The organism is Desulfitobacterium chlororespirans DSM 11544 (assembly GCF_900143285.1).
Classification (GTDB): domain Bacteria; phylum Bacillota; class Desulfitobacteriia; order Desulfitobacteriales; family Desulfitobacteriaceae; genus Desulfitobacterium; species Desulfitobacterium chlororespirans.
The window spans coordinates 289999-316516 of the sequence record NZ_FRDN01000007.1; the positions used below are offsets into that span (position 1 = coordinate 289999).

The window sequence follows — 26518 nt, forward strand, 5'->3', positions numbered from 1 at the left end:
CTATAGCTCTTCGGCACTTGTACGGACGGTAAACACCCTGTCTACCGGAGAAACGAACACTTTACCGTCACCGAAGCTGCCGGTATAGGCTTTATATTGGATGATCTTCAACACGTGTTCCACTTCCTCATCCTCAACAACCGTCATCAGGATGGTCTTCGGCAATTCGTCATAATGCACCGAGCCCCGCTGAATACCCTTTTGTTTACCCCGTCCGAAGGCATTGACCTTTGTCATTGAGATAAAGCCGGCATCCGCCAGGCTGTCGGCTATGCTATCCACTGCCTCGGGACGAAGGATCGCTTTGATCATTTTCATACGCTTAGCCCCTTTCCCCCTGCCGTTTAATCCGCGATTCCGTACTTAACCACCATCTTCTCCAGCTCATCCATGGTGAGCGGCTGCGGAATAACAAACTCTTGGTTCTCAATAATTTTCCGGGCTAATTCCCCATATTCCTGAGCCTGGTTCTCATTGGAATCATAATCCACTACGGTTTTTTTATTAAACTCGGCGATTTGAACCACGTTATCACGAGGAACAAAATGGATCATCCTGGTCCCGATAGCCGCTGTAAACTCTTCCAGGAATTCCCGCTCTTTATCCACTTTACGGCTGTTGCAAATGATTCCGCCTAAGCGGACCCCGCTTTGTTTGGCGTATTTAAGCAATCCCTTGCAGATATTGTTGGCGGCGTAGATTGCCATCATCTCCCCTGAAGCCACAATGTACACTTCCTCAGCCTTACCGTCACGGATCGGCATGGCAAATCCTCCGCATACCACATCACCCAGTACATCGAAGAAGACAAAATCCAGGTCGCTGGAATAAGCTCCGTTGGCTTCCATGAGATCAATAGCAGTGATGACTCCACGGCCTGCACAGCCAACTCCCGGCTCCGGACCACCTGATTCTACACAGTGAATGCCCCGATAACCGACTTTGATAACCTTGTCATTGGTAACCTTCTCCGCCCCTTCCTGACGCAGTACATCCATTAAGGTTTCCTGGGGTTTCCCCCCCAATATCAGGCGGGTCGAGTCCGCCTTGGGATCGCAGCCGTGAATAAAGACCTTCTTATCGTAAAAATGGGCCATGGCTGCCGCCGTGTTCTGCTGGGTCGTGGATTTCCCGATACCGCCTTTACCGTAGAATGCGATTTTTCTTGTCATGTCTCTCTACCTCCACAGATCAGATTTTTATAAAAAAGGAGTTATTCCGCCACAGGCCTCACGCCTGGCATGGAATAACTCCTTTGTTACCACAACCGTTTTTATTTTTATGCAGAAACTCTTCCCAATAAATAGTTAGAGACGATTATTGAGTTTAACGTTTATATTAGTTTGTCACAAAACACCATTCATAAATCTAAATGTTTATTATGTTTTTATCTTGTTTTGTTTATTCTACACATTATCATTACTAATGTCAACCCTCGATTTAATATTATTCACGACTGTTTTTGTCATTTTGTTTACGTTTGTTCACTTTATGTATTTCTAATAATTTCTTTTTACCGTTACACTGCGTTCATCACCTTGTGTCGCACTATTTCATGTGATAAAATAAATAAAACAAATATAAACGGACATTAAGGAAAGGATCGTCACTATGGAAGATATACTTCTAAGCGCTCAAGAAGTTGCGGATATGCTTAAGATAGCCCGCAACACCGTCTATGAACTGATCAAGCGCGGGGAACTTCCTTCTTCAAAAGTAGGAAAGCAAATGCGGGTCCATAAGCAAGAAGTTGAGAACTATCTCTCCCGGACCAAAAACGTCTCTCCTTCCGTTGCCGCCATTGCTTCGGCAACCCAGGACTATCCTAAAACCCAGCCCAACATTATTCCCTATCCTCAACCCTTTATTGAAACTACGCGAGGACATGAATTTATCATTTGCGGACAAGACACTTCTCTTGATATCTTGATCAGCCACCTGAGCATCAACGATGATATGCTGCAGATTTACCGTTCTTACCTGGGCAGCTATAACGGTATCTACGCCCTCTATCAAGGGCGGGTTAATGTTGCCACCTCGCATTTATGGGACGGGGACCAAAACGAATACAATGTTTCTTATGTCAAAAAGATGATGCCCGGTATTCCCACTCTGATCATGCGGATCGGCGAACGCATGCACGGCTTCTACGTAAAAAAAGGGAATCCCAAAGGGATCACGGGCTGGAAAGATTTAAAACGGGACGATATTATCATGGTTAATCGGGAAAAAGGCAGCGGCACCCGGGTACTTCTGGATGAAAAGCTGCGCTTGTCTGGAATACGCTGTGAAAACATCCAAGGATACACCAACGAACACAAATCCCATGTTGCCGTCGCCATGGCCGTTTCACAGGGACTTGCTGATGTGGCCTTGGGCAGCGAGGCGGGGCACAGAAAAGTAGGCGGAGTGGAATTTCTCCCCATGCAGCCCGAATGTTATGATCTGATCATCCATAAAGCTGATGCGGATAAGCAGCCTTATCGGCGGATTCTGGATATTATCGGTTCGTCTTCATTCAAACGGGATCTTGAAACCTTGGGCGGCTACAATACTTCGGAAACAGGGAGAATCATCTGGTAGTTGATTAAAAAGCACTTGGCTTCCCTGGATACGGATAACAAGAAAACGACCTTATCCCACTTTTGTGGTAAGATGAGGTCGTTTTCTCATTATCCATTATACACGAATTTCCACAAAGACCAGGATAGGATCACTGGGATATTCAGCACCTTATCCGAACCTTATCGCTGGGTGATCTCGCTGTAGCGATAGCCTCTATCCGCCTCAACTCTTGTATAAAGGCCCACGCCCTCAACCTGCCTGGCCGTGAGAATATCCAGAGCGGTCTCCATCTCTGCGGCGGGTATGCGCAGACAGATCCCGCAGCCGGCGCTGATTTGGGCGGGCAGGGGCATGACTTTCACCTGGAGTTTTTCCGCCAGCAGATATTGCTCAGACTTGATCGCCCAGTTGGTGTTTTTAAAGGTAATAATATATTCCATGCTTATCAACCATACTCTTCCGCAATAGTTTTCAGGGCCCTGCTCCCGGCTTCAATTTCCTCCTCAGTATTGAAATAGGAAAAGGAAAATCTGACCATCCCCGTTTCCACGGTCTTGAACCGCTGATGGAGAAGGGGAGCGCAGTGGCTGCCGGCCCGGGTGGCGATCCCGTATTTTTCCCAAAGCAGCCCGGCCAGGTCAGAGGCCAGGAGTCCGTCTATATTCAAGGCAACCACCGGCAGCCGGTCACCGCCGGAGAAATCCCCGTAAAGCCTGAGGCCTTTGATCTCTTGGATGCCGTCCACAAACAATTGGGTCAGGCGGTTTTCTCTGCTGTGAATCGCCTCGATGCCTGTATTGAGAATAAACTCCACCCCTTTTTGCAGGCCGTAAAGGCTGTGGCTGTTCAGGGTTCCCGCCTCAAAGACGTCGGGCATCTCACTTTGCTGGAACTTGGCAAAGCTGTGTACCCCTGCGCCCCCGGTCTTGACAATCTCAAAGGGCAGCCGGCGGTTGACAATGATCCCCCCCGTGCCCTGAGGGCCGAACAGGCCCTTATGGCCCGTAAAGCAGAGCACATCGGCCATGTCCCCGCTGACGGGAATCAGCCCCATGGTCTGGGAAACATCCAGAATCATGGTCAGATCATGAGCCCGGCAGAGGTCATAGAGCTGTTTGACTTCCGTAACATTGCCGGTAACATTGGACCCATGGGTACAGATCAGAAAGCGGGTTTCCGGCCGGATCAGCTCCTCAAAAGCATCCCATTGCAAAACCCCGTTTTCATCACAGTTGATGAAATCCAGCCGGCATCCTTTGAGATAGAGGGGCCTTAAGACCGAATTATGCTCCGTCACGGTGGTAATGACGGCGTCCTCCTGCTTCACCAGGCCGCCGATGACCAGATTGAGACTCTCGGTGGAAGAGGAGGTAAAGGCTATATTCAGGGGCTCGTCGGAGCCGACCAAAGCGGCGATGGCCGCTCTGGTCCTGTAGATTTCCCGGCTGGCCGTCATGGCGGCATCGTAAAAGGAACGGCTGGCATTGCCAAAATGATTGATGGCGTAAGCTACCGCTTCACCGACTTCCGGCGGCTTGATGAGGGTTGTCGCGCTATTGTCAAAATAGATCACAGCCGGTCACACCCCGCTTATCGAATAATTGGATTTTTGAGCGGCACAGACGCAGGCCCCGATGGCTCCGGCGTATAAAGCCTGGGAACAGGATTTAACCTCATAGCCGATATATTGGGCTATGGTCTCTACGAGCAGCCCGGATTGGGAGAGGCCGCCGGTCATCAGGATCGGTTTGCCTGCTGTGAACTCCAGCTTGCCCGCCTGCTGCTGTATTTTGCGGGCAATGGATTGGAGAACCCCGGCCATGATTTGGGCCCGGTCCTTCTGCATGGCCAGGAGTCCGATTATCTCCGATTCCGCAAAAACTGTACACATGCTGTTGATGGAGACCGCCTGGTGGGGATCGGTGAATTCATCGATCTGGTCCAGGGGGATCTCCAGGGTATCGCAGGCCATTTTCAAAAAACGGCCTGTTCCGGCGGCGCATTTATCGTTCATCAGAAAGTTGACCGGCTTCCCGGCCTGAATCTGAATGACCTTGCTGTCCTGGCCGCCGATGTCGATGATGCCCTGAATATCCGGCATCAGATAGATGCCGCCGTAAGCATGGCAGGTGATTTCCGTCATGGTATAGTCGGCAAAATCGATGGCTTCCCGGCCGTAGCCTGTGGCTGCAACCAGGATTTCCCGGCTGTCCAGATCATTTCTTTCCTTTAAAACGGCCAGGCTTTCCTCGGCGGAGGTTTTGGGGTTCCAGCCGGTTTTTACGGCCAGAGTATCAAGGAGCCCCTCTTCGCTCATCACCACGGCTTTACACTGAGTGGAGCCTGAATCGATGCCGACAAAGATCTTTTTCACGAAAGCATCTCAATGAACGCAGCCAACCGGGTTTTAAGCTGGGCGGCGTCCGAAGTGGAATAGTCGGTCTCCACGCTGATAAAGGGCACATCCTCTTTTTGCATGTGCTTGCGGATCTGAGTGGTTTCCAGATTGTAGGTGTGGCAGGCCTGGAGGGTCATTTCCACAACGCCGTCCACCTTGAATTCCCGGACCAGCCGGCTCAGCAGCTCCAGGCGGTTGGGGTTAGGGGTCATGACGGAGCAGCCGATCTGCAGATAACGGTCGGCGATCGCCCGGTAAGGATCGATGGTTTCGTCAACCAGGCGCTCCACGGGTTTAACCCCGATACAGTTTTCATAAGCCACGACCACGCCGCCGGACTCTTCGATGGCTCTGACCACCTTCTCGGTGACTCCGGCCAAAGGACAGCCTGTGATCAGGATTCGTTTGGCGGCGGGGGAAACATTTTCCACGCCCTTAGCCTGATCGGCTTTGACTTTGTCAATGGTTTCCCTGATTTCCCGGTTTTTGACCTCCGGGTCGAACTTGAACTGGGAGCCGTAGAGGACTTTAAGCTGTTCCGCCCCGGTGATGGGAGGAGGACAGGATTTGCTGAGCTCGTAAAATTCTTTGAGGAGCTTACGTTCCTCATTTTTTACCTTGATGGCCTTTTTGATACCTTCTTCGGTGATGGTTACTCCGAAATCCTGCTCGATTCTGTCCTTCAGGCGCAGAACTTCTTTATACCACAATTCCTGGGAGGCTTCATCCTGTTGGGTCTGAGGAAGCTGCATGACATGGAGGTTTTTGAATTCCCCTAAAAGCTCATACATTTTTTTCTTGCCGTCGCAGGTGGTTTCACCGATCATCAGATCGGAAAAAAACATATAAGGACATTTGTCGGTGATGGCAAAGCCGTAGCTGGATTTGACCAGGGGACAGAGGTTTCTGGGCAGCTCTTTTTCTGCTTCAGGGATGGTTTCGTCGCTGAAAGCGCAAAGCCCGACAGGCACGGCTCCCGCAGCGAGGACCAATTCCACCGGGGCGTAGGTACAGAACACCCCTGCCACTTTCTTTCCCTGCTCTTTTAAATTTTTGACCGCAATGAACCCTTGTTTCCGCGCCTCAGCAAAGCTTTCAAATTGGCTAGGCAGCTGAATTTCACTCATATTTAGACCGCCTTTCGTTTATTTTTTTGAATATTAAATCGTCTATCCTCCCTAATCATAAAGACGGGTCTTGGCCCATGCAATACTTATTGACATAGTGCTCCAAAATACTATAGGAGGATGGTCATCTATAGGAAATATCAATAGATGAAGCTAAAGCAGTACCTATGAGCCTATCAACGCTCATTTTCTCATTTGTTTCACCGCCCTTTTGCACTACAACCCCCGCAAAATATTAAGTCCGCAAACCCTTGTATTTACAGGGCTTGCGGACCATTCTCTTCTTCTTTGCTTCCGAAAACAAGATCCAGATCCTCCGGTCGGTTCCAGCCATCGACTAAACAAGTCATCCCGCCATTGGTTTAGAGATCGGCAAACACACGTTTAAGCTCTATCGCCAAGTCCGGGAAAATACCGACACTGATATTGTCCTCTTCCGTATAGGTCTCGGGCCTGCCGTAGCTGCCGTCCTGCAGCTTGAAGACACTGACCACTTTCTGTTCAGGCTCCACAATCCAATATTCGCGGACGCCGGCCTTTTCGTAAGCGTTAAATTTTGAAACTTTGTCAAATTTCCCGGTGGAGATGGACGATACTTCAACCACAAGCTCCGGCACCCCGAAATAGCCCGTCCCTTTAAGTCTGGTTTTATCGCAGATTACGGTCAGGTCAGGCTGAAAGACATAGGTTGCGTCTTCATCTGCTTCTGCAGCCAGCGGCAGCCGCAGATCGAATGGTGCGCCAAAGATATGGCAGGGTTTATCTGCCAAATAATTACTGAACTGCCTGAACAGTTCCCCGGAAATCGCCTGATGCTGCCAAGTGGGTGCGGACTGCAGAAGAGGAGTGCCGTCAATAATCTCCCAGCGTTCCTCTCCGGGCCACGTAAGATAGTCGGCATACGTATGCTTTTTATTCGCCTTTGGTATGGACATAAAACCAGCCCCCCTGAAAACTTGTTCTTGATCATTATTATATACTTTATTTTATTTAATTTAAACAGAACCGTTCAGGAGCACTTGCCGCTGTTTTTTCAGTCATGAATCCAAGCGCGCTTAACCTACCCTGTCAGTCAGCTAAATGGTATTTTCAGCAAGCTCAATGACGCGCACATCCAGTTCTTTTGCGGTAGCCATTCGGATCATTTGTGCCGTATTGCTTTTCGGGTTGCCTCCAGAAACAGCCCGGGGATTTCTTGCTTCTTTTCCGCCGCCAGCATTGTAAATTCCGAATTTGTTCCTTTGTCCATGTCACTGAGAAAGCCGGTAAAGCCATCAGCAATGGCCTGCTCAATTTCCCGGCGAAGGGCTTGTCGAACGTACTGGATTTTCTCCATGGGTATTGCGCGGGGTCCGGTAATACAACAAGCTTTCATACACTCCATCCTTTCTGGGATTATTCTTACTTATAATCATAAATATCTATATATAATACAGATTATTCTATATCATAAGCAGTTCGTCTCTTTTCTTCAAGTCTGTAAACTTATACCAAGAGGTGATGATATGTCCAAATCATGGGATATTAATGATAAACGCTTTATCCAAATCGGCTTAAAAATCGCGTATTATCGAAAACTGAATGAAATGACCCAGGATCAGCTTGCGGAGCGGATCGGAATTACGTCGAAATATTTATCACAGGTGGAAACCCCATCCTGCGTACAGCCGATTTCTTTAAAAACTCTGTTTGCCATAGCGGATTTATTCCATGTTCCGCCTCACAAGTTTCTGGAATTTGATAAGGACTAACCAGAAGAACAGTTCAATTACTATCTCTTTTTATAAAAAAACCATGATCATTCCTATATTGAAGTATGGCCAACAGCTTACCGACATGTTCTATCTGAAAAAAGTATTTTACTGAAATTATTGAAAAAAAATAAAAAACGGTGCTCAAAACTGGTCAAGCCAATGTTTTTGAGCACCGTTTGTTCTGTTATCATGTTAGTTTTTTGTCAGATGCTTAAAGGGATGAGTTCCTCAGAAAACTGTTGCCTATTTTCCACCCACCATGATTTCTTTGCCCCGCCAGGTATTGCGTACTAAACGGTATAAGCCAATCAAAATGGATGGACCGCCGGCTACCGCTAAAATCAATGCCCATTGCCAGCCCATTAAAGGTGTAGTTTTAAAAATAGCCTGAAGGGATGGGATGTAAATGACACTGAGCTGCATCAGGGTGGAGCCGATCACTGCCGCTACCAGATAAGGATTGGAGAAGATTCCCACTTCGAAAATGCCCCGGGTTTCCGATTTGCAGTCAAAGACATGGAAGAGCTGGGAGAATACCAGGGTGGTAAAGGCCATGGTCCGGGCCGCCAGCATATTCACTCCTAAGAACAGGGCAATCACAAAGACCAGCAGGGAGCCTAAACCAATGATCAGACCGCGAACCATGATCTTCCGTGCCAACCCCCGGGCAAAGATACTCTCTCCGGGTTCCCGGGGCTTGCGGTTCATAATATCTTTATCCATGCCGTCCACACCTAAAGCCATGGCCGGCAAACCATCGGTCACCAGGTTAACCCAGAGAATCTGGATAGCCAGCAAGGGCAAGGGCAACCCTACCAAAGCGGCCAGGAACATGACCAGGACTTCACCGATATTACAGGAGAGCAGATAGCGGATAAACTTGCGGATATTATCGTAGATGGCCCGGCCCTCTTCCACGGCGGCCACAATAGTGGCGAAATTATCATCGGCCAGGACCATGGCCGAGGCTTCTTTGGTGACGTCGGTCCCCGTCTTGCCCATGGAGATCCCGATATCCGCCTCTTTGACGGCGGGAGCATCATTGACTCCGTCCCCGGTCATGGCCACCACTTGATCGTTCTTCTTGAGGGCACGGACGATCCTGAGTTTATCCTTGGGTGTAACCCGGGCGTAGACGGATATATTCATGACTTCCTTTTCCAGCGCTTCATCGGACATCCGGTCCAGATCGGAGCCGGTCAGTATGCCATCGCCATTGCCTTTGAGAATTCCCAGTTCCCGGGCCACAGCCTCTGCTGTAAGGCGGTGATCCCCTGTGATCATGACCGGCTTGATGCCGGCCCTTCGGCACACTTTAATCGCTTTGGCCGCGCTGGCCCGGGGCGGGTCAATCATCCCCATAAGCCCTACGAAAGTCAAATCTTCCTCTACCCGTTCGTCAATCCGCTCGTTTTCCTGCAAGGGTTTCTCGGCTAAGGCCAGGACCCTTAAAGCTTTTTTAGCCATCTCATCATTGGCCCTCAGAATAGCTCTTCTTCTCAGCTCATTCAATTCCACAATGCCTTCGGAAGTCAGCTCATGGCGGCAGCGCCTCAGGATCTCATCAGGAGCGCCCTTGACATAGGCCTTCTTTTCCCGTTTGCCCTTATAGATCACGCTCATGCGCTTGCGATCCGAGTCAAAGGGAATTTCCCCAACCCGCTCTTCCTTGCGCTCCAGGGTTTCCCGCCAGATTCCCGCCTTGGCGGCGGCAACCAGCAGAGCGCCCTCCGTAGGGTCTCCTTCGATTCCCCAGGGGGAATCCTTGCCCGCAGCCCGGAACATCCCCGCCACCTGCACCCCCTTGCGGTTCAGGGAGGAATTATTGCACAGGGAAGCAATTTTCAGGGCGGACTGTAAGGGGCCTTTTTCCTTGGTGGGATCCGCCCCATGGAAGTCTCCTTTAGGATCATAGCCTTGTCCGGTTACGGCAACCATTTTGCGATCTGTATAGATTTGGCGTACGGTCATTTCATTTTGAGTCAGGGTCCCGGTTTTATCGGAACAGATGACTGTGGCACAACCCAGGGTCTCCACAGCAGGGAGCTTGCGGATGATGGCTTTGCGCTTCACCATTCTTTGCACCCCGATGGCCAGAGCCACGGTGACAATAGCCGGCAGCCCTTCCGGAATGGCCGCTACAGCCAGGGAGACCCCGGCCAGGAACATCTTATAGAAGCCTTCCCCCCGCAGAACCCCGGTCAGGACCACAATAGCGCAGACGATAATACTGATAATGACCAAATATTTGCCCAGCTGGGCCAGGCGCTTCTGCAGAGGAGTCTCTTCCTCTTCCACACTCTGGATCATACCGGCAATGACGCCCATTTCTGTCTCCATACCTGTAGCCACTACCACGCCGGCTCCCCGGCCGCTGACCAAAGCGGTGCCCATATACCCCATATTCACCCGATCCGCCATGGGGGTCAGCTCATCGGTCAAAGGAGCCAACCGCTTGGCCACCGGGTGGGATTCTCCGGTCAAAGCGGATTCCTCCACTTCCACATTCACGGCCTGAATCCAGCGGATGTCGGCAGGAATCCGATCCCCGGCCTCCAGAAGAACGATATCTCCCGGAACAAGGTCCGCCGCGGGAATTCTGCTTTCCAGCCCATCCCGCAAGACCCGGGCTTCCGGGGCCGTTAAGGATTTCAAGGATTCAATAGAGCGTTCCGCCCGGAATTCCTGGATAAAGCCCAGGACTGCATTCAGGACCAGGATGGCCATAATCGTTACGGCATCGGCGATTTCTCCTAAGAGTGCGGAAACGATGGTCGCAGCCAACAGAACCAAGACCATAAAATCCTTGAATTGTCCGAGAAAGAGAAAGACAGGATGAACCCCTTTTTTGGTCTCCAGAATGTTTCTCCCCACTTCGCCCAGCCGCCGGTTAACCTCCTTCAGGTTTAACCCTTTGCCGGGATGCACCTCCAAAGCCTTAACCACATCCAGCCAGGGCAAAACATGCCATGCTTGCTGCCTCATTTCTCTATCGTCCTCCTTTGGACTGTTGTCCAACCTTTTTGTACATGCTTATTCAGGAGGAGCAGGAAAAATACCCAAGATTTGTGTTATACTATGGACAATCCGCATTTTGTTGCCCAGAAGCTTAGGGGATGCCGAGCATGGCTCCCTTAGCGGTTTGAGTGAAACCTTCCAACTCAGAGAGGAGATTATATATGGCCTTAGACGGCATTACCCTGCATCATTTGGTTCAGGAATTAGCCCCCCAACTGGCGGGGGCCCGCATTGATAAGATCACCCAGCCGGAGAAAGAGGAAATCCATCTCCAGCTGCGCAGCCAGGGCCAGTCCTACCGGCTCCTGCTCAATATCTCTGCCACCGCGGCACGGCTGCATCTTTCCCAAACAAGCAAGAAGAACCCTGCTTCCCCTCCCATGTTCTGCATGATCCTGCGCAAACATATCGAGGGAGGCAAGATCCTGGCCCTGGAGCAGTTAGGGTTGGAACGGATCGTCCTGCTCACCGTGCAAAACTATAACGAGTATGGGGATTTGGCCACCCTTCATCTTTATCTGGAGATCATGGGCAAGCACAGCAATCTTATTTTAGTGGATCCCCAAAGCGGCCTGATCCTCGACGGATTAAAGCGCTACTCCCATGCTTTAAGCCGTCATCGTGAGGTGCTGCCCGGACGCCTTTACCTTGCCCCTCCTTCTCAAGGAAAGGCCGATCCTCTGGAACTTGAGGAAGAGTGGCGCACCATTCTCTTCCGGGATGGACTCAGCGAAAAAGTTGTCGATTTGCTGGTCAGGCACTACGCGGGAATCAGCCCGGAGCTGGCCCGGGAAATCATGACCCGGTCCGGATTGGCGCAGACGATCACCCTGGATCAGTGCGGGGATATTGACCTCTCCCGGATTTTCCAGGCTTACACCCTTTTAGCCAATCCAGCTCATACTCCTCCTTTGGTGCCCACCCTCTATTATCAGGGAGCGATTAAACTCAACCGCCCCACCCCTCTTCCCACTGCCTTTACCCTTCTGCCCTTCCAACAGTACCAAGGCCTTCCTGCCCAGAGCTTCGCCACCCTGGCTGAAGCCGTGGAGAGTTTTTACCAGAGCAAAGCCTCCAGCAACACCCTGGAGGCCAAACGGGGTTCCCTGCGCAAAATCATTCAGGAGCAGCTCCAGCATCTGCACAAGAAAAAAGGCATCTATGAGGATACCTTGGCCACGGCCGCCAAAGGACTGAACTATCAGCGCTGGGGAGAGCTGCTCACAGCCAACCTTTACCGTCTTGAACTGGGGATGAAGGAGATTGTGGCGGAGGATTATAATGAGGAATCCCTGCCCCAAGTAACGATTCCCCTGGACCCTCAGCTCACAGGTATCGAAAACTCCCAACGCTATTACCGGCTTTATAATAAGGCCAAAGCCACCATTCAAAAAACAACGCCTCTTAAAGACGCTGTGGAGGAGGAAATCGCTTATCTTAATTCCGTTCTTTTAAGCCTGGAGCAAGCCACTGTACCCTCTGAGCTGGATGAGGTTCATAAGGAACTAATTGAGGAAAACTATTTGTCCGGCAAACACCATGGCAAGCCCTTGGCAGGGGAAGGAAAAAGCCTGAGCAAAAATAAGCAGAACGGCAAACCTCATAAAAAAGGTAAGCAGGGCCAAGGCGGCAAGGATGCCAAAGGGGCTAAGCAGGGAACTAAACAAGGCTCTAAAGCAGAATCCCCCCAACCCAAAATCTACGTTTCCAGTCAAAACCGCCCCATTCTGGTGGGCAAAAACAATCGTCAGAATGATTGGCTGACCCTGAAAAAGGGCCGTCCCCAAGACCTCTGGCTCCACACCAAGAACATCCCCGGCTCCCATGTGCTGATTCCCCTGGAAGAGGGTGAAGAGTTCCCCGATGACGCCACTTTGGAAGAGGCGGCTGCCCTGGCCATCCATTTCAGTCAGGCCAAAGGCTCCACTTTGGTTCCGGTGGATTATACTCATGTGAAGAATATTAAAAAACCCAATGCCGCCAAGCCGGGCATGGTTATCTATGATAAGAACTGGACCCTCTATCTGACCCCCCAAGAGGAGATTGTGGAACGTTTGCTGGCCAGCGAGGGAGAGGAAATGCCTTGACGGCCAGGCAGCTTCACTTATAGTTTCATTTATAATGAAACATTTCAACAATAACGACTAAAATTGCGAAAGCCTGCAGAATCCAAAACATGGAGCCTGCAGGCTTTTCCCATTCATTTTACTTGTTCACAGTGTAGCGCAGCCACACACTTCCCCCTTCTTTGATTTCGGCGCTTTTTAACGTAAAACCGACGGGGATATCTGAAGCCAGACCGCCTCTTGTCTCAAATAAGGCGGGAGTTTCCGAGGAACCGTCAGCGGCCGCAGCGATCAGAATACTCAGCTCGTCGCACATGCCGGCCTGAATAAAGGACCAGTTCAAAACGCCCCCACCGCCCAGCATCAAGGTTTGAATACCAAAGAGGTTTTTGAGCTTGGCCATGGCCAGGGCATAATCCAGAAAATCCTTACCGGCGATGATGTAGGAGATGCCCAGCTTGCGCAGCAATGCTTTATAGGCATTGCCGGCCTTTTCGGTCAGCACTTCAAGCACATGAGCAGTCGTATCCTCATAAGCAAGTTGGCTGCTTTCCCAGCCCAGCTTACCGGAAGGATCCACCGATACATAATACATGGGCGCATTGGGCAAAGCCACAAAGTCTCCTTCCGGGAGCGGGGGAGCGTCTTCATCCAGAACAGGTTGCTTGTAGAAGGTAAAATTATCATCTGTGGTCACACGGCCGGACAGCCAACCTTGATGCTGGTAATGGGGATTGCTGCCGAAAGCAATGTTGTAAAACGCTTTACCGGCGGCCTCTCCTTCAGGGGTATCCATATATGCCCCCATAATTTTACCGTCGAGAGAAGTCATCATATGGCAGAAAATATAAGGTCTGTTCATCATCTTGCTTTCCTCCTTCCCTTTTCATAAATACCATTGTCTAACGGCCAATCCTCATATTAATGATCATGATATGGTTTCCACCGCCGGCCCTGTCAGCGATATGATTTTCTATAAACCTCCACGCAGTCCTCATGAGTCATTTCATAGGGATTTGCTGCGAACAGCCCGCCCATGGTCTCACGGGCATTGGCTGCCAATTTGTCGAACTCATCGGGAGTCATGCCGTAATCGCTCATTTTCAGGTCGGCCACACCGCAGTCCTCCTGAAGCTTAACCAGCATGGTGATAAAATCTTTCGGCCTGGCAGCATCCTTCATGCCCAAGGCCTGGGCCATACGGATAAAGCGCTGATCGCAGGCATGTTTTTCGATAAAGAATTCATAAAAGGCCCGGGAAATCATAATCAGTCCCGCACCGTGAGGAAGCTCGGGGTGATAGGCGGACATGGCGTGCTCCAAAGAATGTTCTGCCGTCGTCACGCTGACCGTCATCACCACACCGGAGAGGGTGTTGGCAAAAGCCATCCCTTCCCGGGCCTCCATGTCCCTGCCATCCCGGCAGGCACGGACCAAATAGTTCCCCACGTTCTCAATCGCCGTCAGGGCATACATATCGCTCATCGCACTGGCAAATTTGGAAATATAGCCCTCGGTGGCGTGGAACAGGGCATCAAATCCTTGGTAGGCGGTAAACTTGGGGGGCACGGACACCATGAGTTCAGGGTCAATGATCGACAATACCGGGAAGCTGGAATCATAGCCGCCGACACCGATTTTTTCATTGGTTTCCTCGTTGGTCACAACGCCCCATTGGTCCGCCTCGCTGCCGGTTCCGGCCGTGGTCGTAATGCAGACGAGGGGCAGGGGCTCATGGCGGAGGGCCAGCCCTTTGCCTGTTTTGCCCCCCACATAATCCCACAGGTCGCCGTCGTTGGTCGCCATCATAGCTATGGCTTTGGCCGCATCCATGACACTGCCGCCACCTAAAGCCACGATAAAATCACAGCCGTTGTCATGAGCAGATTTTGCCCCCTCCATCACGACGGTCTTGGTGGGGTTGGCCCCGACTCTATCGAACACAGCCGTTGCCACCCCGGCGAGGCGAAGCTGCTCCTGTGTGCGGTCCAGGGCGCCGTTTTCCCGGACAGACTTGCCGTTGGAGATAGTAATCAGCGCTTTTTTACCGGGCATTTTTTGCTGATGCAGCTCCCTCAGGCGACCGCTGCCAAAGACAAGACGGGTAGGTACGTACATATTAAACATGGTTATTTCCTCCTGTTGCTTGTTTATATTCTTCATCCGTCACGGGCAAAAGCCAGGTTGCCCCGCCCTTCCGGGTGTTAGGGCTGATACCGATATGGGTGAATGAACTATCCGGTGCGGCCCCATGCCAATGCTCCACCTGGGGCGGAATTTCCACCACATCGCCCCGTTGCAGCCGCCGGGCCGGCTGATCTTTTTCCTGATAGTAGCCGATGCCGTCGGTGCAAAGCAGGATTTGCCCACCGGGATGACTGTGCCAGTCATTCCGGCAGCCGGGCTCAAATATTACGTCATACACCTGGCAGTTATAAGTGCCGCTTCTATCAGGCACGAGCATGTTAACAAAGGCTGCGCCGGTGAAATTGGCGGCAGCCTGACTGCCCTTTGGGAAAACTTCCTTGTTTGGCATACGAATTCTCCTTCTTTCCTGTTCCATGAAGCTTGACAGAAATCCACAAATTCTATACTGTCTATGATAGAACCTAAAGTCAGGTTTAGATCAAGTAAGATTTCAAAAAAATTTCGGGAGGTTCGATCATGCAGCAGTATTCCATCGGGGAAGTGGCGGACATTGCCGGTGTCGCCATCTCCACCCTGCGTTATTATGACCGTGAAGGCTTGTTCCCAAATTTGGACCGCAGCCACGGCGGGACCCGGAAATTCACCGATACGGAGATCGAAACCCTTGGCATCATTGAGTGTTTAAAAACTTCCGGATTATCGATCAAAGAAATCAAGCTGTTTCTGGATTGGTGCCAAGAAGGCAACCGCTCTTTGCAGAAAAGGAGAAATCTATTTTATGAGCGTCTTGAGGTTGTAACCAAGCAAATGGAGGAACTGCAAAAGACCCTGAACACCCTCCGCTTTAAATGTTGGTATTATGATACGGCCCTGGCCGCCGGGACCGAAGAGGTGCCGAAAAATTTGCCGCCGGAGGAAATCCCGGAGGATATCCTGGCCTATCAGCGTTCCGGCTGCCTGAACAACAGCGGTCATAAGCACCTTTAGGACCTGCATTTTATGGCCTTTCATGCTAAAGCCTGCTCACCTTAATCCTAAGAAAGAGAAGAAAGAGCAAGCCCTTGATGATGCCCACCTTCCTGGATAGTGGGGAGACATCATGAGGAACTTGCTCATTTAACTTAACTTTGCTCATTCGACTTAACTTTTTTCTCTTCCCAGCCCTCTTTTTTTCCAGCCGGCTTCCCTAAACAGCGGAATGAAACCCCCAGTTAAGAAGGGCGACCAGGGCCGCAGCATAGACAATCATCTCGATAACAATTAAGGTGATGCTGTTTTTAAATCTGGATTCGGACATCACGTTCACTCCTTAGTTTTATCCTTGCTGAGTACATTGGGCTCCCTCTCGATTCTTTCCAGCTCAATGGGATGGTCTTCTTCCATTTCCTCACGGGTCAATGTTCCCACATACCAGGCTTTGCTCATAGGAAAGTATCTGTTATTGAAATGGACATTGTAGAAATGCCAGATAAAAATCGCACTGATCGCTAAAATGGCTTCATCTGTATGAGCATAGCGGGATGAATCGATCACCCAGCGGGGTAAGAACAGGGTGAAGAACTGAGGATACCACATCATCAGGCCCGAACCGGCCATGATAACCATTCCCCAGAACACTGCCCAATAGTCGAATTTTTCCTTATAAGAATAACGGTCAAATCGCGCCGGTTCCTTTTTGAAGCCGAAGAAATAACCGAGATTCTGGATCAGATCCTTGAAATCTTTGAAGGTGGGGACGATGGCCCAGGATTTCTTTTTGCCTCCCAGGGGGACCACTACCAGATAAATCAGATGGTAAACACTGGCGAAGATCATGAGCACCCCTCCCAGCAGGTGCACGTAAAAGAGATTATCAAAACCGCCAAACAAAGAGACAACGCCCTGGGATAGTCTGCTTTGTTCAAATTTTATAGGCAGCCCTGTTATGGTCAGGACAAAAAAACTGATAAACATGCCCATATGCTGAATACGCTGATGGATATCAAAACGCTGATAAACCTGCTCCTTACCCATTCCGATCAACTCCTCCTGCGCTTTTGCAGTATGGTTCGCAACTCACGGTACAACTGCAATTCAATATGAATCACCAATAAGGTCATGGCAATCATGGTCAGCCACACAAAGAACTTGGCCGTATAATACATGGGTTTTCCCGGACCCATGGCCGACAGCTCGAAATGCTCCGTCCCTTGGGCAAAACCCGGAGAAGGGTTATCATGGCATTTAGCACAGGTCTGGGGGACATTCTCCTTAGCCACTTGAGAATTAGGGTTATCCTGGCTTAATACTTCATGGGCACTGTGGCAGTCCACACAGCTGGCGGAGCGCTGGCTGCCCAGGAATACGGCTTTGCCATGAAAACTATGCTGATAACTATCCTCTACCCGCCCGGTATGGCAGGTGGTGCACATGGCAACGCTTTTCTTCTTATCTACCTTCGCGCTTTCCGGGTGAGGGTAGGTCGTCACATCACTGTGACAGCTTGTACAGCTCAGGGAGCTGTGAACAGAGCTTTTAAACTCATTGGCTACATCGGCATGGCACTGATTGCAGTTGAGTTGAGCAAGGACCTCCGCCCCATTGGCAAACAACCAAAAACTAAAGAAAAATGTAAAAATAATTCCCTTAAACGCCCATCGCTTTTTCTTGTTCATCGTCCCTACCTCGTCTTCCGGATTCTGATTCCATGGGCAGCCCCTTGGCTGTCTATGCCCACAGCATCGTTAGTTTACCTTGAATTCCCGATGAATATGCACGGACAGCTATTTAAGCTGTTTAGGGCGCCAAGCCATCTTCTTCGACTCTTTGCCCCGCTAAACGAGGCGGCGGGACTGCCTGCCGCGCACGAAAAGCCGCCCCTAAGGACGGCCTCTGGTCATGGTTTAAATTCCTGGGGAGGGCATCTCAGACCCGTGGCCAAGGACAGGCCAAGACTGCCGGCAACAGATTTTACCGGCAGTCCGACAGATAGGACCATGGATGAGAACAGCCCCGCAGATAGGGACTGCTCCGCTAAGCAGGATCCCTTACACCTGAGGCGGGTCATAAAGGTCATTGGTTTGGGTATCAACGACCTTTATATCCCTGATCCCCAGCAGAGAACCGCCGGCAGTTAAAAACAGATCACTTTCAATCAGGGAATTCATAACAGCCACCGCTTCGGCCTGCTGCAAATCATCTTTGGGATTAGGGATGGTTATGGAAAACGTCTTTCCTCCCGTAGTGGTAAAGGTTAATCTCACCACCTTAGTGGTTGTGATCGCCATGGTCTCACCTCCTCCCCACCTGGATTTTTCCCGTACTCTTTAAGCTTTTCTTACTCCTCAAGGAGCTCGAAGGTTTTCCGGTTCAGGACATCCAGCACCGAGTACTGGGATAAACTGAACAAGGCGTGGGCCGCATTATAAATCGCCTGTTCATCAGCGTCGAACCGCAAACCGTTCAGGCTCTTCTGCCTGGTTACCGGGGCTCCCAAGGGGGTGAGCCCGGCTTGGTATACGATGACCAGGGCTGAGCTCAAAGGGGTGGATGTTACCGCCATGCTATACCGCCTCCTTTCCGGTGGATTGATGCGGTTTAGACCGCCTCTACAATGTATGGGCCTGCTTTGTCCGAGGTTACCCGGAGCGGCAAGTTTTTTCTGAGGGGCGGGAGACTGACGGGCTTAGCCTTGTGGCAAAGATAGGCGTGACAAGGCTAAGCTGCGCCCCCAAACTTATCTACCGGTTCTTTAATGCCAAAGGACCTGTCCGAAATAGGTACGCGCGTACCTATTTCGGACAGGTCCTGCCTTTTCTGCCAGTCATTGGGGTCCTTCTCTGCTCATATGATGTGAAAGAAGGAAAAGAAAGGAGCGGTGTAGCCATGAATTCTGCTGTCCCGGAACGCACCTCCCTGATCATTGCCGTGGAAATCAACAGCATCAAGGACCAGACGGAAAAATTAGTGCTGCATAATTTTATTGAGATCGGCCGTCGTCTGCATGAGGCCAAGGCTTTGCTCCCTCATGGGGAGTGGCTGCAGTGGCTGGAGGAATCGGTGGACTTTTCCCCTAACAGAGCCGCCAAGCTGATGCGCCTCTATGATGCTTACGGTCTCCCTCACTCCTCCCCGCTTGACTCCGACGCACAGGATCAGGTGCTGTCCAAGTTAAGCTATACCCAGGCCCTGATCCTTCTGGGCGTCCCGGAAGAAGAACGGACACAGCTCATCCTCGATCTGGATATTGAAAACATGAGCACCCGGGAACTGAAGAAGGCCGTGGACAAACAAAAACAAATCCAACAGGAAAAAGAACAGGCCGAGCAGGAAAATACGGCCCTCCGGCAAGCTCTGGACGGAGTCAAGGAGGAAAACACCGAGCTGGCCAAGGAGCGGGACAGCCTGAAGCAGGAAGCGGTAGAGCTGCGCAAGACTCAGCAGGCCTTGCAGGAGAACGTAGAGAAAGCCGCACTTCAGAATAAAAAGCTCAAAGAAAACATGAATTATAAGAGCTATCAAAGGGTGCGCAACGACCTGGCCGCCGCCCAAACCAAGCTGTTCACCAGCCAGGTCGCCTTCAAATACGAAGCTCTGGAAAGAGCCTTTAAGGAACTGTCCTATGAGCTGGATCTGCTGGCCAATCTTGATGCTCAGGTCCATGCCGGATATATGAGCAAGCTGAATGACTTTTTGCTCAAAGCCATGCGGGGGAGAATGCAGGGCTGAGGTTCAGCCCAGTGAGCCCTTTTTTCACGTTGGTTTCACAACTGCCGAATAGGGATGATCTTCCCTGTCCTTTGCCCAGCGCTCTGAGCTATTTTGGTGGTACAAAATGAAGGTAATGGAATTTACAAGCCGCGACTCATCGTCCAGCTCTCCCGCTCCATCTTGATACTTCATAGACGGGTTTTTTCTCAAAACCTTTTCGTGCCATTGCCCCTGCTCCGGGGTGAGCGGTAGAGGATGACTAGATTTAGACCTCCTGCCACGTCATTTTATCTGTTACAATTTTTTACTTTTTCATCAAATAAGAGTCTGTCCGAAATAGGTACGCGCGTACCAATTTCGGACAGACTCTTTCCTCCGCATAATTACTCTTTCCTGTATTACATATTTTATTGAGCCTTTAGCATTGTGATCTCTCCTGGGCAACAACTACCGCCGACGCAATCACATCAAGTTTTCGATGTATAGATTTATTATCCATCTGCAATGATAGAACATCAATTTCCAATCTTTCAAGATTGGCTTGTATCTCTTTCTGTCCGGCTTTTAGCCGTTCCTGCTTCTCCCTAATCTGATTGGCTTCAATCCCTTATATGTGAGCTAACAACAGTGACGTTAGGATCTTCTGTCTCCAGGACTATCTGTTTCAATCCCTCATAGGTAAGCTAACAACGGAAAGACATTGGAAAATAAACAAGTAGAAGTTGTGTTTCAATCCCTCATAGGTAAGCTAACACCAAGGACTCGGTTAATAGCAGAAGAACATGAAAGAAGTTTCAATCCCTCATAGGTAAGCTAACAACGCAATTTGTCCCCCTCATCCTTGGCTACCCCAACAGAGTTTCAATCCCTTATAGGTAAGCTAACAACAATCCACGGTGGCTTGCTGCTCGGCTTCATTGAACATTGTTTCAATCCCTTATAGGTAAGCTAACAACTCGGGATTAGAATTACCATTGGAGTTAGATATTGAGTTTCAATCCCTCATAGGTAAGCTAACAACTGGGGATGTGTTGCGGGAATCTTCGCCGTTAGTCGAGGTTTCAATCCCTCATAGGTAAGCTAACAACGCTGGTGTAGATGATGGGGAGCTGCTTACGGTAGCGGGTTTCAATCCCTCATAGGTAAGCTAACAACAATGGCAATTGCGCTATTTTTGTCCGCTATCCGGAGTTTCAATCCCTCATAGGTAAGCTAACAACCAAAGACGATTATGGCTACTGCAATTGACGAAGTGTAGTTTCAATCCCTCATAGGTAAGCTAACAACCTAAACTCCCGGCGTGAGAAAGGATGGATGAAGATGAGGTTTCAATCCCTCATAGGTAAGCTAACAACAGGATTCCCTTGCCAGCCTTTCAGTGTGGCTGGAAAGGTTTCAATCCCTCATAGGTATGCTAACAACCCTGGATAATTGGCTCACTGGGTTGGTTTCCAGGGTTGAGTTTCAATCCCTCATAGGTAAGCTAACAACTTTGTTTTGGGGGAGGGGCGAATGCTTAAATCATGGTTTCAATCCCTCATAGGTAAGCTAACAACCAGTATTAAAAAAGCAGTATTGGACAGGCGGGAGATGTTTCAATCCCTCATAGGTAAGCTAACAACTCTGTTGTATCCATCAAGTCGGGCGCGGAGTTCAGTTTCAATCCCTCATAGGTAAGCTAACAACCTCCTCATGCGGTCTTTGCCTTGAACTTATTTACGAAAGTTTCAATCCCTCATAGGTAAGCTAACAACTATCAAAGAGATGCGCGAGGATGCCGTTGATTATGAAAAGTTTCAATCCCTCATAGGTAAGCTAACAACCCAATCCATCCATGAGCCAATGCCGACACTAACCGTGTTTCAATCCCTCATAGGTAAGCTAACAACGTGAAGTTTTGATAGGTCAGACCCGCCGTACCAAGGTTTCAATTCCTCATAGGTAAGCTAACAACTAATAACCAAAACTCGACGATGCAGCTGAGTGTGACTGAGTTTCAATTCCTCATAGGTAAGCTAACAACCCATTTTTCCCGCATAAAATCAACATCTACAGCTCCCTGGAGCCGTCTCAAAAATTCCACTATTCTCTGCAGGCCGCTTACTAAGCGACATCCCTTGTCGTCGATCTCCAGGGATTTTTACCTTACTGCACATCGACGACAATTTCATATGATTAAATTCTGGCCTCCTTTTCGCAAGCCCATGATCTCCCGCTCAGAATAGCGGGTCGTCCTCAGTGTATAAATAATAACCGAATCTTCTTCCGGCACTATAATCCTGTCCAGCTCCATCTTCAGCTTTGCCAGATTGCTTTCCGAAATCTCTCCCTCAAAGACAGAATTCTGCACCCAGTTCAGGTACTTTCTGCACCGCTTCAGTGCTTTGGCTACCCGCTTTTCCCCCATATCATAGACTAAGATCACAAACATAAGTATACCTCATCTTCCGGATTTTCTCTCCCCCAAATTTATGCCTATCCCTTTCAAAAGTCGCTGCATACCGTCTATTCGATAGTGTGCTCTCAACTCTTCACCACTGGCTGACAAAAGGCTCGTAGTCTTTCTCACCCATGAGATGCTTTTCCAGCTTGTACAGCTCAAGACGAAGCAAGCGCCGATAAGACACCGGGGTGCCTATATCCCGGTGGTTGATGGTGGTTTTCAAACGGTTTTCCAGCTCCTCAACAAAAACCCTCCGTCCGTTCTCCTTCAGCATCAAGCCCCCGGACTCCTTTTTAAAATCGCTCTTTTTGAGCATCTTTTTCCCGATCAGAGTAAAAATCACCCGATCCACCAAAATCGGTTTAAAGATTTCCGCCACATCCAAATTCAAACTAAACCGGCGAAAATTAGTGGTATGAAGATAGCCGATGCGCGGATCCAGATGAGTTTTATAAATTTCACTCAACACTGTGGAGTAAACAATGGAATTGCCGAAGCTGATCAAGGTATTCATTGCATTTTTAGGAGGCCGCTTTGAACGCCCCTCGAACACAAATTCCGGGTGGCCATGAATTGCGTCAAAGGCCTTATAATAATGTTCCCTGATATTCCCTTCAAAAGCCATCAGTTCAGGAATCGTGCCGGCAGCTCCTATACCTTCACTCAGTTTTTCTATCTCTGTTAACCGTGACCCCACCTCCTTGCCCCGATTGGCATAATATTTGAGAACCTGCCTGATATTCAAAAAAGCACCGGTCACAAATTGCCGCGCCAGCAGCAGCCTTCTTTCCTCATTCAGGTAAGCTTCAGCCTGCTTCAGTATCATATACCCTGAGTTATAGTGTTCCCGGGGATAAAAGGTACCGCTGTAATAACCATAATTATTAAAGTAATGAATGATAATCTCCTTTTGCGTGCAGAACTCCAGAAATCGTTTATTAATATCCACCTCCCCAAAGACCATCAACTCGGAGGTATCTTCCACAGGGATATATTTTTGCTCCCCCTCCTCATTGACGAAGAAAATCGTATTATCCTTCCGCCGGAGCTGACCATTGGAGAAGATATATAAGGTTTTTTTCACAATTCCACCTCCATTTTAACCAAACCAAGTGCCGCTGACTCAAGTCTTGACAGCACTGTGCACACGCACTAAGCCCAGCAAAATTCCTTATAGGCACAATTTCTGCAGAAATGAATCTTTTGGGGCTGGGGAGGCCTTTCCAGAAGGGCGATCCCTCTGATCTTTTCCATGGTTTCCAGCAGTTCCTTCTCCATGTCTTCTGTGAGTGCCACCTCTTCTTTCTTGCGCTCTTTGGGAAAAAATAGTTCCCCTTTGGCTTCGATACCCCGCTCTTTCAGCTCTAAAAGATAAAATCCCAATTGCATCCTGGCACTTTTGGCGTATTTGGAGCTTTTCTTAACTTCTCCAATGACCAAACCCTCTTTATCCTGACGTACGATATCCAGCCGGATATTGCCCAAGGAGATCTCCTTGTTTTTATCCCTGGCATAACTCATCTCATGGATGAACCGTCCCAAATCCAGATTAGGGTCGTCCTCATCCGGATTGACCTGGTGGAGCATCAGCCAGACCTCCCTGGGGCAGCAATAATAATACCAAATATGGGTCCCGGTAAGATTAAACTCCGGATGCTCCATAAACCCTCTCCCTCCCCACTGCTTAAATTATGGCGTCAAACCCTTCCACAGCCCGTTTGGCCAGGCCTGCCACCGGATCATAATCATTCCCGCTCCACAAGCAGGGTATCCTGTTCTTTAGATAGAGTTCTTTGCCCACCAAGGAAAAAGCCAGCTTAGCCGGAACATTGACCACATAATGATTCAGCAGGATCATAAATTCTTTTCTGCCCTTGAAGGACAGGCGGGAATAATAATCCCTGTCTTCGTAGCAAGCATAAACATCTTCCGCCTCATAAAGTCCCAACCGCTCCTGCAGCTCTACAAACCGCTGCGGGAAATAGGCTTGCTCCTCTTCTTCGGTCTGCCAGGGAACAAACACCGGCAATTTAAAGTAATCCTCCCCAAAGGGTTTGAACTGTTGTCCCAGCAAGGGCCAATTCCCTTCATAAGCATCAATAATCGCCTGCTTGCCCGTCTCGTAAGAGTTGCGGGCGAACATCCTCCTATAATACTCCTTGATCAGCTCCAACAGTTCCGACTCCAGCCATACATCCTGCTTCTGCAAAAGTTCATCGGTGAGCTTCTGCAGTTCAGAGGGGTAAATGAAGCCGCGGGTATTTTTCTCTCCTCCCCTTAAAAAGGTCATCAGAGTCAAAATCCCCCGCCTCCCGGAACCATTGCGGTTGACCCGTCCTGCTGCCTGAATAAGGGAAGGAAGGATAGGCAAGGCCCGCATGATATGATCAAAGCTGAGATCAACCCCCGCTTCGATAATCTGTGTGGAGACCACATACTGGCCTTCCCGCTTGTTCTCCGCCTGAAAGTGCCTGATTTTCTCGATTTCCACCCGTTTATGGAGAGGAATCATCATGCCGTGCAACAGCTTCAGTTGAGACGGCTCTACCCTGGCGGCCAATTGTTTATAGACCAGATAGGCATCGGCAATGGTGTTGAGAATGGCTGCCTGAGATAAGCCCCTTTCATCCGCTGCCAGGATTTCGCTTCGCTTCAGCAGGTAGTCGGCCACTCCCTGTTCATCCATCTTCCTTTTCTGCTCCACCTGATAACGTTCAATTTGCTGTACAGGGTTTACAGCCAGGCAACCCGGCTGTTCCGACAAACCGTAATCAAAAGGAGGCATGGTGGCGGACAAAAAGAAAATGCGCAGATTATATAATTGGGCGACGGACTCCAAACCGCACAAAAAAACATTCCAGCTTTCAGGAGCAAAGATCTGGGGTTCATCAATAATCACCACGCTATTGTGGAGATAAGCCCGCCGCAGAGTATCCTGAGCCTTGCCCGGGAACAGGGCCTTGGACCACTGCTGGAAGCTGGTGCAAATCACGGGATTGGCCCAGGCCTCCATCATCAGTTGACCGGAATGAAACTGTCCTTCCTCTTCCCGGTCTTCATCTTTCTGCTTTTCTTCCAGCACGGCCAAGGAGTGATGCTCCAGGACAGAGGCACCCATGGCCTTTTCCATCACACCGCTGGTCTGCTCCAGGATGGACAGGTAAGGCGCTACATAAATGATTCTTTCATAGCCTTGTTCTCTTCCCAGCCAGGCGGCGATTTTCAGAGCCGTGATGGTCTTGCCATAGCCAGTGGGCATCTCCAGGGTATAGATTCTGCGCTGGGGATCCCTTGCCAGCTGGTTAAGAACCTGCCTTTGCGCCTGGCTGCGAATGTCTGCCATGACCTGCTCCCCATTATTCCGGCAGAATTCATCCAGTGCCCGGTCATGCCGGATGTGATCCTCTTGACTAAATCCGACCCTTTCCATAGGGGCAACGTGAAACCGATCCCCGGCAATCAGGGCTGTGGTTAATTCCCGCCAAAAAGTCAATTGAGCCATTGCCTTGCCGTAATCGGGGGAATATCCCAAATCCAAACCATCCGATGCCTCTTGGAGCACATCATAAAGCCGGTCGATCCATTGGTCCAAAGCTTCAGCCGTTATGGGGACCTGGCGAAGCTCAGGATAGATTTGTTCTATGAACTTGGTGATACCGGGCAAATCCATCTCTTCCCAAGCCCCTGCTCCTATCCAATGCTTCTCATCAAGATGCTTCAACGCCCCATGGTGATCGGCTATATCCCGGGTCAGCCATAGCCAGAAAACGGCATATGAGGACCACTTACTTTCCTGTTGCAGCAGGTGAAAACCCAAATACGAAAAAAGAAAGGCGCCTTCAGGAGCATGATTCGGTCCCCCCTTATTCTCTCCCCGGATGTAACTCTGCCACTTTCTATGGGCCTTGGCCATATCATGACAAACCCCGGCCAATCCGGCCAAGCGGATGAATATACGGTCATGGCAGTAGGGGCAGCATTGGCTTTTCAGCCGTTGTTCCACTGCCTCCTTAACCCCGAGCAAATGGTCCTTCAACAGATGTGTTCTGCCCTGCTCATCGGGCCGGGCAATACATTGAGCAAAGGGAATCAAACGGGACATCTTCAAGCCTCCTTGAACTGAGCAGGTCTATCATCCTGCTCCCGGATCTTTCATCGCCGTATGGTATCACAGGGATTATATAAAAAGCCCTCTCTATTCTTAGGTATTTCGACCATAAATTGTAAAATCCTTTAATATTTTTATCTTTCAATATCTTCTTTTGAGAATATTCTTTTGAGGCGAATCCCGAAAGCTATCGGCATTATTT

Annotated in this window: 25 protein-coding genes and 1 CRISPR repeat array; of the genes, 5 read left to right on the forward strand and 20 right to left on the reverse strand. The window is 49.8% G+C overall.

Translation table 11 applies throughout. The features are described 5' to 3' along the window. Together BUA14_RS12210 and nifH are read right to left on the reverse strand one after the other, a co-directional pair. Complete coding sequence (locus BUA14_RS12210) at positions 1 to 318, reverse strand: P-II family nitrogen regulator (protein ID WP_072772836.1); 318 nt, start codon at positions 316 to 318, stop codon at positions 1 to 3. Between the two features lie 26 nt (positions 319 to 344). Continuing rightward, positions 345 to 1172 (reverse strand): nitrogenase iron protein, encoded by an 828-nt coding sequence (nifH, locus tag BUA14_RS12215; protein ID WP_072772837.1) that lies wholly within the window; start codon positions 1170 to 1172, stop codon positions 345 to 347. A gap of 439 nt (positions 1173 to 1611) precedes the next feature. Here nifH and BUA14_RS12220 point away from each other — a divergent pair, with 439 nt between their 5' ends. Next, a complete protein-coding gene (locus tag BUA14_RS12220) occupies positions 1612 to 2583 on the forward strand; it encodes a helix-turn-helix transcriptional regulator (protein ID WP_072772838.1) in 972 nt (323 codons plus the stop codon). 161 nt (positions 2584 to 2744) lie between these two features. Here BUA14_RS12220 and BUA14_RS12225 read toward each other — a convergent pair whose 3' ends face one another. From BUA14_RS12225 to BUA14_RS12250, 6 genes are all read right to left on the reverse strand, one after another. After that, on the reverse strand, positions 2745 to 3005 hold the full coding sequence (locus tag BUA14_RS12225) for a putative Se/S carrier protein (RefSeq protein WP_072772918.1): 261 nt from the start codon (positions 3003 to 3005) through the stop codon (positions 2745 to 2747). A gap of 5 nt (positions 3006 to 3010) precedes the next feature. Next, complete coding sequence (locus BUA14_RS12230; RefSeq protein WP_072772839.1) at positions 3011 to 4138, reverse strand: aminotransferase class V-fold PLP-dependent enzyme; 1128 nt, start codon at positions 4136 to 4138, stop codon at positions 3011 to 3013. A 6-nt stretch (positions 4139 to 4144) separates the two neighbouring features. After that, on the reverse strand, positions 4145 to 4939 hold the full coding sequence (locus BUA14_RS12235; protein ID WP_072772840.1) for an acyl-CoA dehydratase activase: 795 nt from the start codon (positions 4937 to 4939) through the stop codon (positions 4145 to 4147). Further along, positions 4936 to 6090, reverse strand: coding sequence for a double-cubane-cluster-containing anaerobic reductase (locus BUA14_RS12240; protein ID WP_072772841.1), 1155 nt, complete (start codon positions 6088 to 6090; stop codon positions 4936 to 4938). The genes BUA14_RS12235 and BUA14_RS12240 overlap by 4 nt, the downstream gene beginning before the upstream one ends. Before the next feature lie 362 nt (positions 6091 to 6452). Next, positions 6453 to 7025 (reverse strand): Uma2 family endonuclease, encoded by a 573-nt coding sequence (locus BUA14_RS12245; protein ID WP_072772842.1) that lies wholly within the window; start codon positions 7023 to 7025, stop codon positions 6453 to 6455. A gap of 206 nt (positions 7026 to 7231) precedes the next feature. Next, positions 7232 to 7465, reverse strand: a complete 234-nt coding sequence (locus tag BUA14_RS12250; RefSeq protein ID WP_072772843.1) for a hypothetical protein — start codon at positions 7463 to 7465, stop codon at positions 7232 to 7234. A 130-nt stretch (positions 7466 to 7595) separates the two neighbouring features. On the opposite strand from BUA14_RS12250, the gene BUA14_RS12255 reads away from it, so the two are divergent. After that, positions 7596 to 7841, forward strand: coding sequence for a helix-turn-helix domain-containing protein (locus BUA14_RS12255; protein ID WP_072772844.1), 246 nt, complete (start codon positions 7596 to 7598; stop codon positions 7839 to 7841). A 246-nt stretch (positions 7842 to 8087) separates the two neighbouring features. On the opposite strand, the gene BUA14_RS12260 is transcribed toward BUA14_RS12255, so the two are convergent. Beyond that, the gene (locus BUA14_RS12260; RefSeq protein WP_072772845.1) at positions 8088 to 10829 is read right to left on the reverse strand and encodes a calcium-transporting P-type ATPase, PMR1-type; all 2742 of its coding nucleotides are present in this window, start codon (positions 10827 to 10829) and stop codon (positions 8088 to 8090) included. 194 nt (positions 10830 to 11023) lie between these two features. On the opposite strand from BUA14_RS12260, the gene BUA14_RS12265 reads away from it, so the two are divergent. Continuing rightward, on the forward strand, positions 11024 to 12949 hold the full coding sequence (locus BUA14_RS12265) for an Rqc2 family fibronectin-binding protein (RefSeq protein WP_072772846.1): 1926 nt from the start codon (positions 11024 to 11026) through the stop codon (positions 12947 to 12949). Between the two features lie 118 nt (positions 12950 to 13067). On the opposite strand, the gene BUA14_RS12270 is transcribed toward BUA14_RS12265, so the two are convergent. The 3 genes from BUA14_RS12270 to BUA14_RS12280 all read right to left on the reverse strand — a co-directional run bounded on the left by BUA14_RS12270 (position 13068) and on the right by BUA14_RS12280 (position 15464). Further along, the gene (locus BUA14_RS12270; RefSeq protein WP_242954640.1) at positions 13068 to 13793 is read right to left on the reverse strand and encodes a RibD family protein; all 726 of its coding nucleotides are present in this window, start codon (positions 13791 to 13793) and stop codon (positions 13068 to 13070) included. A 92-nt stretch (positions 13794 to 13885) separates the two neighbouring features. Then, entirely contained in the window at positions 13886 to 15055 is a 1170-nt protein-coding gene (locus BUA14_RS12275; RefSeq protein ID WP_242954641.1) for an iron-containing alcohol dehydrogenase, read from the reverse strand. After that, positions 15048 to 15464 (reverse strand): cupin domain-containing protein, encoded by a 417-nt coding sequence (locus BUA14_RS12280; RefSeq protein WP_072772848.1) that lies wholly within the window; start codon positions 15462 to 15464, stop codon positions 15048 to 15050. Before BUA14_RS12280 ends, BUA14_RS12275 begins: the two co-directional genes overlap by 8 nt. Before the next feature lie 128 nt (positions 15465 to 15592). Here BUA14_RS12280 and BUA14_RS12285 point away from each other — a divergent pair, with 128 nt between their 5' ends. Beyond that, positions 15593 to 16063: a MerR family transcriptional regulator gene (locus BUA14_RS12285; RefSeq protein WP_072772849.1), complete on the forward strand. Its 471-nt coding sequence runs from the start codon at positions 15593 to 15595 to the stop codon at positions 16061 to 16063. Between the two features lie 315 nt (positions 16064 to 16378). Here the strand turns inward: BUA14_RS12285 and BUA14_RS12290 are convergent, their stop codons facing one another. From BUA14_RS12290 to BUA14_RS12305, 4 genes are all read right to left on the reverse strand, one after another. Further along, positions 16379 to 17089, reverse strand: coding sequence for a formate dehydrogenase subunit gamma (locus BUA14_RS12290; RefSeq protein ID WP_005811924.1), 711 nt, complete (start codon positions 17087 to 17089; stop codon positions 16379 to 16381). A gap of 5 nt (positions 17090 to 17094) precedes the next feature. Continuing rightward, positions 17095 to 17730, reverse strand: a complete 636-nt coding sequence (locus BUA14_RS12295) for a cytochrome c3 family protein (RefSeq protein ID WP_072772850.1) — start codon at positions 17728 to 17730, stop codon at positions 17095 to 17097. 372 nt (positions 17731 to 18102) lie between these two features. Further along, on the reverse strand, positions 18103 to 18342 hold the full coding sequence (locus BUA14_RS12300) for a DUF2922 domain-containing protein (protein ID WP_015944881.1): 240 nt from the start codon (positions 18340 to 18342) through the stop codon (positions 18103 to 18105). 50 nt (positions 18343 to 18392) lie between these two features. After that, positions 18393 to 18617 carry a DUF1659 domain-containing protein gene (locus BUA14_RS12305; protein ID WP_005811933.1) on the reverse strand — a complete coding sequence of 75 codons (225 nt, stop codon included), beginning with the start codon at positions 18615 to 18617 and terminating at the stop codon, positions 18393 to 18395. Between the two features lie 323 nt (positions 18618 to 18940). Here BUA14_RS12305 and BUA14_RS12310 point away from each other — a divergent pair, with 323 nt between their 5' ends. Further along, the gene (locus tag BUA14_RS12310) at positions 18941 to 19783 is read left to right on the forward strand and encodes a DUF3102 domain-containing protein (protein WP_072772920.1); all 843 of its coding nucleotides are present in this window, start codon (positions 18941 to 18943) and stop codon (positions 19781 to 19783) included. Positions 19784 to 20361: 578 nt separating this feature from the next. Continuing rightward, a CRISPR array of direct repeats spans positions 20362 to 21788; the repeat unit is 30 nt; unit sequence GTTTCAATCCCTCATAGGTAAGCTAACAAC. A gap of 144 nt (positions 21789 to 21932) precedes the next feature. Here BUA14_RS12310 and cas2 read toward each other — a convergent pair. From cas2 to BUA14_RS12330, 4 genes are all read right to left on the reverse strand, one after another. Beyond that, on the reverse strand, positions 21933 to 22196 hold the full coding sequence (gene cas2 / locus BUA14_RS12315; protein WP_005817554.1) for a CRISPR-associated endonuclease Cas2: 264 nt from the start codon (positions 22194 to 22196) through the stop codon (positions 21933 to 21935). A 100-nt stretch (positions 22197 to 22296) separates the two neighbouring features. Then, the gene (gene cas1b / locus BUA14_RS12320; RefSeq protein WP_072772851.1) at positions 22297 to 23292 is read right to left on the reverse strand and encodes a type I-B CRISPR-associated endonuclease Cas1b; all 996 of its coding nucleotides are present in this window, start codon (positions 23290 to 23292) and stop codon (positions 22297 to 22299) included. A gap of 68 nt (positions 23293 to 23360) precedes the next feature. Beyond that, complete coding sequence (gene cas4, locus BUA14_RS12325) at positions 23361 to 23870, reverse strand: CRISPR-associated protein Cas4 (protein ID WP_072772852.1); 510 nt, start codon at positions 23868 to 23870, stop codon at positions 23361 to 23363. Positions 23871 to 23892: 22 nt separating this feature from the next. Beyond that, positions 23893 to 26310, reverse strand: coding sequence for a CRISPR-associated helicase/endonuclease Cas3 (locus tag BUA14_RS12330; RefSeq protein ID WP_072772853.1), 2418 nt, complete (start codon positions 26308 to 26310; stop codon positions 23893 to 23895). Between the last annotated feature and the right edge of the window lie 208 nt (positions 26311 to 26518).

Bases quoted from the DNA above. Each gene is read 5' to 3' on its own strand.
- cas2 (WP_005817554.1), bottom strand. From the start codon at position 22,196: ATGTTTGTGATCTTAGTCTATGATATGGGGGAAAAGCGGGTAGCCAAA.
- cas4 (WP_072772852.1), bottom strand. From the start codon at position 23,870: ATGGAGCATCCGGAGTTTAATCTTACCGGGACCCATATTTGGTATTAT.
- nifH (WP_072772837.1), bottom strand. From the start codon at position 1,172: ATGACAAGAAAAATCGCATTCTACGGTAAAGGCGGTATCGGGAAATCC.
- BUA14_RS12285 (WP_072772849.1), top strand. From the start codon at position 15,593: ATGCAGCAGTATTCCATCGGGGAAGTGGCGGACATTGCCGGTGTCGCC.
- BUA14_RS12305 (WP_005811933.1), bottom strand. From the start codon at position 18,617: ATGGCGGTAACATCCACCCCTTTGAGCTCAGCCCTGGTCATCGTATAC.
- BUA14_RS12310 (WP_072772920.1), top strand. From the start codon at position 18,941: ATGAATTCTGCTGTCCCGGAACGCACCTCCCTGATCATTGCCGTGGAA.
- BUA14_RS12265 (WP_072772846.1), top strand. From the start codon at position 11,024: ATGGCCTTAGACGGCATTACCCTGCATCATTTGGTTCAGGAATTAGCC.
- BUA14_RS12275 (WP_242954641.1), bottom strand. From the start codon at position 15,055: ATGTTTAATATGTACGTACCTACCCGTCTTGTCTTTGGCAGCGGTCGC.
- BUA14_RS12290 (WP_005811924.1), bottom strand. From the start codon at position 17,089: ATGGGTAAGGAGCAGGTTTATCAGCGTTTTGATATCCATCAGCGTATT.
- BUA14_RS12255 (WP_072772844.1), top strand. From the start codon at position 7,596: ATGTCCAAATCATGGGATATTAATGATAAACGCTTTATCCAAATCGGC.
- BUA14_RS12280 (WP_072772848.1), bottom strand. From the start codon at position 15,464: ATGCCAAACAAGGAAGTTTTCCCAAAGGGCAGTCAGGCTGCCGCCAAT.
- BUA14_RS12240 (WP_072772841.1), bottom strand. From the start codon at position 6,090: ATGAGTGAAATTCAGCTGCCTAGCCAATTTGAAAGCTTTGCTGAGGCG.
- BUA14_RS12220 (WP_072772838.1), top strand. From the start codon at position 1,612: ATGGAAGATATACTTCTAAGCGCTCAAGAAGTTGCGGATATGCTTAAG.
- BUA14_RS12250 (WP_072772843.1), bottom strand. From the start codon at position 7,465: ATGAAAGCTTGTTGTATTACCGGACCCCGCGCAATACCCATGGAGAAA.
- BUA14_RS12330 (WP_072772853.1), bottom strand. From the start codon at position 26,310: ATGTCCCGTTTGATTCCCTTTGCTCAATGTATTGCCCGGCCCGATGAG.
- BUA14_RS12260 (WP_072772845.1), bottom strand. From the start codon at position 10,829: ATGAGGCAGCAAGCATGGCATGTTTTGCCCTGGCTGGATGTGGTTAAG.
- BUA14_RS12245 (WP_072772842.1), bottom strand. From the start codon at position 7,025: ATGTCCATACCAAAGGCGAATAAAAAGCATACGTATGCCGACTATCTT.
- BUA14_RS12295 (WP_072772850.1), bottom strand. From the start codon at position 17,730: ATGAACAAGAAAAAGCGATGGGCGTTTAAGGGAATTATTTTTACATTT.
- BUA14_RS12210 (WP_072772836.1), bottom strand. From the start codon at position 318: ATGAAAATGATCAAAGCGATCCTTCGTCCCGAGGCAGTGGATAGCATA.
- BUA14_RS12300 (WP_015944881.1), bottom strand. From the start codon at position 18,342: ATGGCGATCACAACCACTAAGGTGGTGAGATTAACCTTTACCACTACG.
- BUA14_RS12225 (WP_072772918.1), bottom strand. From the start codon at position 3,005: ATGGAATATATTATTACCTTTAAAAACACCAACTGGGCGATCAAGTCT.
- BUA14_RS12270 (WP_242954640.1), bottom strand. From the start codon at position 13,793: ATGATGAACAGACCTTATATTTTCTGCCATATGATGACTTCTCTCGAC.